This window comes from Mycobacterium palustre, from assembly GCF_002101785.1.
In the GTDB taxonomy this organism is placed as follows: domain Bacteria; phylum Actinomycetota; class Actinomycetes; order Mycobacteriales; family Mycobacteriaceae; genus Mycobacterium; species Mycobacterium palustre.
This window is the reverse complement of sequence record NZ_LQPJ01000137.1, coordinates 1-4,406: the sequence shown is the minus strand read 5'-3', so window position 1 is coordinate 4,406 and position 4,406 is coordinate 1. Positions and strand designations below refer to the sequence as shown.

Annotated in this window: 5 protein-coding genes, 1 pseudogene and 1 riboswitch; of the genes and pseudogenes, 2 read left to right on the top strand and 4 right to left on the bottom strand. The window is 70.9% G+C overall.

Annotated features, from left to right (window positions below):
- Window positions 1-89 precede the first annotated feature (89 nt).
- From AWC19_RS24505 to AWC19_RS24495, 3 genes and pseudogenes are all read right to left on the bottom strand, one after another.
- Window positions 90-716, bottom strand: a pseudogene (locus AWC19_RS24505) (PE family protein); the annotation flags it as partial.
- 162 nt (window positions 717-878) lie between these two features.
- Window positions 879-1,277, bottom strand: coding sequence for a DUF5313 domain-containing protein (locus AWC19_RS24500; protein ID WP_085080697.1), 399 nt, complete (start codon window positions 1,275-1,277; stop codon window positions 879-881).
- A 13-nt stretch (window positions 1,278-1,290) separates the two neighbouring features.
- Window positions 1,291-1,722: a limonene-1,2-epoxide hydrolase gene (locus tag AWC19_RS24495; protein ID WP_085080696.1), complete on the bottom strand. Its 432-nt coding sequence runs from the start codon at window positions 1,720-1,722 to the stop codon at window positions 1,291-1,293.
- A gap of 63 nt (window positions 1,723-1,785) precedes the next feature.
- Here AWC19_RS24495 and AWC19_RS24490 point away from each other — a divergent pair, with 63 nt between their 5' ends.
- A complete protein-coding gene (locus tag AWC19_RS24490) occupies window positions 1,786-2,952 on the top strand; it encodes a glycosyltransferase (RefSeq protein ID WP_085080695.1) in 1,167 nt (388 codons plus the stop codon).
- Window positions 2,953-2,975: 23 nt separating this feature from the next.
- The gene (locus tag AWC19_RS24485; protein WP_085080694.1) at window positions 2,976-3,170 is read left to right on the top strand and encodes a DUF3046 domain-containing protein; all 195 of its coding nucleotides are present in this window, start codon (window positions 2,976-2,978) and stop codon (window positions 3,168-3,170) included.
- 4 nt (window positions 3,171-3,174) lie between these two features.
- Here AWC19_RS24485 and AWC19_RS24480 read toward each other — a convergent pair whose 3' ends face one another.
- On the bottom strand, window positions 3,175-3,852 hold the full coding sequence (locus AWC19_RS24480; protein ID WP_085080693.1) for a (2Fe-2S)-binding protein: 678 nt from the start codon (window positions 3,850-3,852) through the stop codon (window positions 3,175-3,177).
- Window positions 3,853-3,891: 39 nt separating this feature from the next.
- Window positions 3,892-4,026: riboswitch (cobalamin riboswitch) on the bottom strand.
- Window positions 4,027-4,406: the final 380 nt, after the last annotated feature.

Here is a 4,406-nt window from a genome sequence, read left to right as displayed (position 1 = left end):
ACACTCAACGCCGCCACAGCGCACTCAGCGGCCTACCACCCATCAGCCGCCTGTAACCAACGTTATGGCCGGGTACAGCTAGCGCCGGGGAAAAAGGCGAAGCCGCCCGTGCCGCCATTCCCGGCGCGGCCCCACAGCAGCCCGGCCGCGCCGCCATTGCCGCCGGCCCCACCGTTGCCTGTCGCCGACCACGCACCGGCGCCGCCGGCGCCGCCGTTACCGAACAGCCCGGCAGCCCCGCCGTTACCGCCGTTCTGACCGGTGCCGTCCAGGCCGGATCCCCCGTTGCCGCCGTTGCCCCACAAGATCCCGCCCGCCCCGCCATCCTTCCCGGACCCCGGTGCAGCGTTGGCGCCGTTGCCGATCAGCGGGCGGCCGAGCGCGGCCTGGAAGGGTGCGTTGAGCGCGTCGACCAGCGGCTGTAGCGGGGATATGCCGGCCGCCTCGGTAGCCGCGTACTGCGCGGCGCCTCCGGCGAGAGTCTGCACGAATTGGTCATGAAACGCCGACGCCTGCGCGCTGAGGGCCTGGTATACCTGCCCGTACTTCCCAAACAGCGCCGCGACCGCCTCCGATACCTCGTCGCCGCCCGCGGCGAGCACCTCGATGGTCGGGGCCGATGCGGCGGCACTCGCCGCATTCACCGCCGAACCGATCCTTGCCAAATCCGTTGCTGCCGCAGTCACGAATTCCGGGGCCGTGATCACAAATGACATTTGAGATCTCCAAATACGCCACAGCCAATAGGTCATGCCTATCCGGGGCCGCGCCAACTCACCCCCGGGAATCGGCAGGACGGATCGTACTGCGGTCCTGTGCAGGGATAAGCAAAATTCGGAAATTTGCCTTTGTTTGCCTTCGCGGAACTCAGCGGAGGATTAGTCCGCGATTCGCGGCCCGTAGCGCTCGATGTACGCCTGATGGATATGGGCGTCACGCTGGCGCGCACGTTCGTCGACGAGTTCGGGGTCCAGGCCGTGCACGGCCAGCATGTGGCGGCGCCACACCTTGTTCAGGGCGTGCGAGAAGTAGACGAACGGGATCAGGATCGGCAGCGTCATGCTCAGGTGGACGTCCAGCGACGCCGGGATCAACCAGAACGGGGCCAGCACCAGCACGGCCGGGACCGCGACGCGCCTCATCATCCGGCCGGCGGCGCCCTTGCCGGTCAGGTCGTTGCGCACCCAATCGCGCATCGGGTCGGGCAGCCGCGCCCCCGCGCAGTAGCGCAGGAACTGCCACGCGTTGGGCTTGGTGCGAACCGTGTCGTCGCTCATGAGCTCACCAAGCCTAGAAGCTCGGCCGAAGGGACGGCAGTGCCAGCGCCGCCAGGCCGCGCAGCGTCGCCTTGAGCATGTCGAAGAAGTCGAAGTAGTCGCGCCACAACGTGATTCGCCCGTCGTGCACTTCGAACACCCCGCACACCCAGAACTGCAGGCGCAGCGGCCCGACGATCAGCGCGTCGGTGCGTTCGGTGAGCACCGCCGCGCCGTCGGCCGCGATGCGGTGGATCTTCACCTCGAACGCGGCGCGGCCCTCCATCCGGCGGAACAGCTTCATCGCGCGGCGGCGGCCGTGGATCGTCGGCAGCCCGACGTTCTCGTAGACGACGTTGTCGTCCAGCGCCGCCTCGGCGGCCTCGAAATCCAGATCTTGCAGGGCGTTCAGGAATCCCTCGACGGTGCGGGTGTTCGCGACGCCGGTTCCGGTCAGCTCGGTCATGGTTGCCAGGGTATTCGACGCGCGGCGTGCGGGGCGGCCCGGCGCTGTGGCAGGGTAGGGCCGATGCGCGTCGCCGTGGTAGCCGGGCCGGATCCGGGGCACTCGTTTCCCGCGATCGCGCTGTGCCGACGGTTCCTCGACGCGGGCGACGAGCCCACGCTGTTCACCGGCGAAAAGTGGCTGGGCGCCGCCCGCGCCGCCGGGATGGACGCCGTCGCGCTGGACGGGCTGGTGGCCACCGACGAGGACGTCGACGCCGGGGCCAGGATCCACCGGCGCGCGGCGCGGATGGCAATGCTCAACGCGCCCGCGCTGCGCGAGCTGGCGCCCGACCTGGTGGTCTCCGACGTCATCACCGCCGGGGGCGGGATGGCCGCCGAGCTGCTGGGCATTCCGTGGGTGGAGCTCAACCCGCATCCGCTGTACCTGCCGTCGAAGGGGTTGCCGCCCATAGGAAGCGGGCTGGCGCCGGGCACCGGCGTCCGCGGCCGGCTGCGCGACTCCGCCATGCGGGCGCTGACGGCGCGATCGTGGCGCGCGGGCATCAAGCAGCGCGCCGCCGCCCGGCTCGAGATCGGGCTGCCCGCCGTCGACCCCGGGCCGGTGCGGCGCCTCATCGCCACGCTGCCCGCCCTCGAGGTTCCCCGCCCGGACTGGCCCGACGAGGCCGTCGTCGTGGGCCCGTTGCACTTCGAGCCGACCGATCGGGTGCTGGACATCCCGGCCGGCTCCGGCCCCGTGGTGGTGATCGCGCCGTCGACCGCGGTGACCGGGACCGCCAGGCTAGCCGAGGTCGCGCTGGGCTGCCTAACGCCGGGAAAGACGCTGCCGGCGGGATCGCGGCTGGTGGTCTCGCGCCTTTCCGGGCCGGAGCTGGACCTGCCGCCGTGGGGGGTGGCCGGGCTGGGGCGCCAGTCGGAGTTGTTGACCCACGCCGACGTGGTGGTCTGCGGCGGCGGCCACGGGATGGTCGCCAAGACGCTGCTGGCCGGGGTGCCGCTGGTGGTGGTGCCCGGCGGCGGCGACCAGTGGGAGATCGCCAACCGGGTGGTGCGCCAGGGCAGCGGGCTGCTGATCCGGCCGCTGAGCGCCGACGCGCTGGTGGCCGCGGTGGGCGAGGTGCTGTCGTCGCCGAGCTATCGGGCGGCCGCGCGGCGGGCCTCCGCGGGGGCCGCCGACGTCGCCGATCCGGTGGCCGTCTGCCGCGAAGCGCTGGCGCTTGCCGGTTAGCCCGCCTCGGTATCTTGGCTGGCGTGCGTCTGACGGAGTTCAACGAACGGGTGGTATTGCGATTCGGCGCGGCCTACGGCGCGTCGGTGTTGGTGGACCACGTGCTCAGCGGCTTCGGCGGCCGGACCGCGGCCCAGGCCATCGAGGACGGCGTCGAGCCCCGCGACGTGTGGCGGGCGCTGTGCGCCGATTTCGACGTGCCCCGCGACCAGTGGTGAGCCGCTATCTCCGGTTCGGCCGCCGGGTGCGGCGGAACACGCAATCGCCGCAGACGTTCCTGCCGGGCACGCGGTAGAACAGGCAGCAGCTGCGGCGCCGGAAGCCCAGGTGCGGGCCGCTGAGCACGCCGGAGCCGGCCAGCATGCCGGTGTCGAGCAGCGAGTCGGTCATTTCCAGGATCGGCCGGCGCAGGTCGGGCCGCGCCGACAGCAGGGCCCGGGCCGCCCCCACCAGTGCGGACGCGACGTTGCCCGCCAGCAGCGCCGGCGCCAGCTTGACCCGCAGCCCGGCGGCGAGCGGTTTCATGTGCTGCTTGACGACGAGGCGATACAGCAGGTCCGCTTTGGGCGGGTCGAAGGGCCGCCCGACGGGTTCGGGCAGTCGCAGCGGCGCCCCGCCGTCGGCGCGCTGCAGGTCTTTGAGGTCCGGAACGACGCCGTGGCCCAGCGCGCACGCCAGCACGGGCGACCACAGCCGGGTCGCGTGCCCGAGGTGGACCTGCGAGGCGCCGATGCGCTGGTCGGTGACGCGGTAGCGGCGGGTGGTGGCCTCTATCAGGTCGGCGAAGCCGTTGGCGTAGGACTGCCGGACCGGATGCCACCCCGCCGCGTCGCCGCCCACAATCAGCGCGAAAAACCCTTTGTAGGAAGATATTTCGGCAAGCTCATCAGAGATGTCCATGCGCAAATCACCCTCTCTGGGGAAATCCGCCCCAGTTGTGTTGAGGAAGCGCCGGCGGTGAGTATCTGGCTCTCGGGGTGGGACGTGCCCACCGCCGATCACAGTGGCGGGACCGCACCGGATTCGCACCGGTTTCCTCTGGCTCGAGAGGGCCCCGTCGGCGCCTATCTGTCGAGCCGAATGTTGCCACACGCGGTGGCGGGCGTGCGTGCGGCGTGGCCGGGCTTTGCGCGTCGCGGCTTTTTGCGTGTGAAGCCACGGCTTGGCGTGTGAGGCCGCGGCGGCGACACGCCGAGCGGTCTCGCCCTGGCCGCACACCGAAAGCCCTCAGCGCACACTCAAACGGCGTGTCCGCTTGAATCGAACAGGTGTTCGGCTACTGTGGTGAGCGTTCGACGGGCCGACTTGTCGGTGGCCTTCCCTAGTGTCGCGGCCAACCGACCGATACCGGTCAGAAGAACACACCGACGATAGGAAGAGGCTCCCTAATGCGTTTGTCAAGCCGCGTTGGTGCTGCCGGCCGGGTTGTAGGGCTGTCGGGTGCGCAACATGGC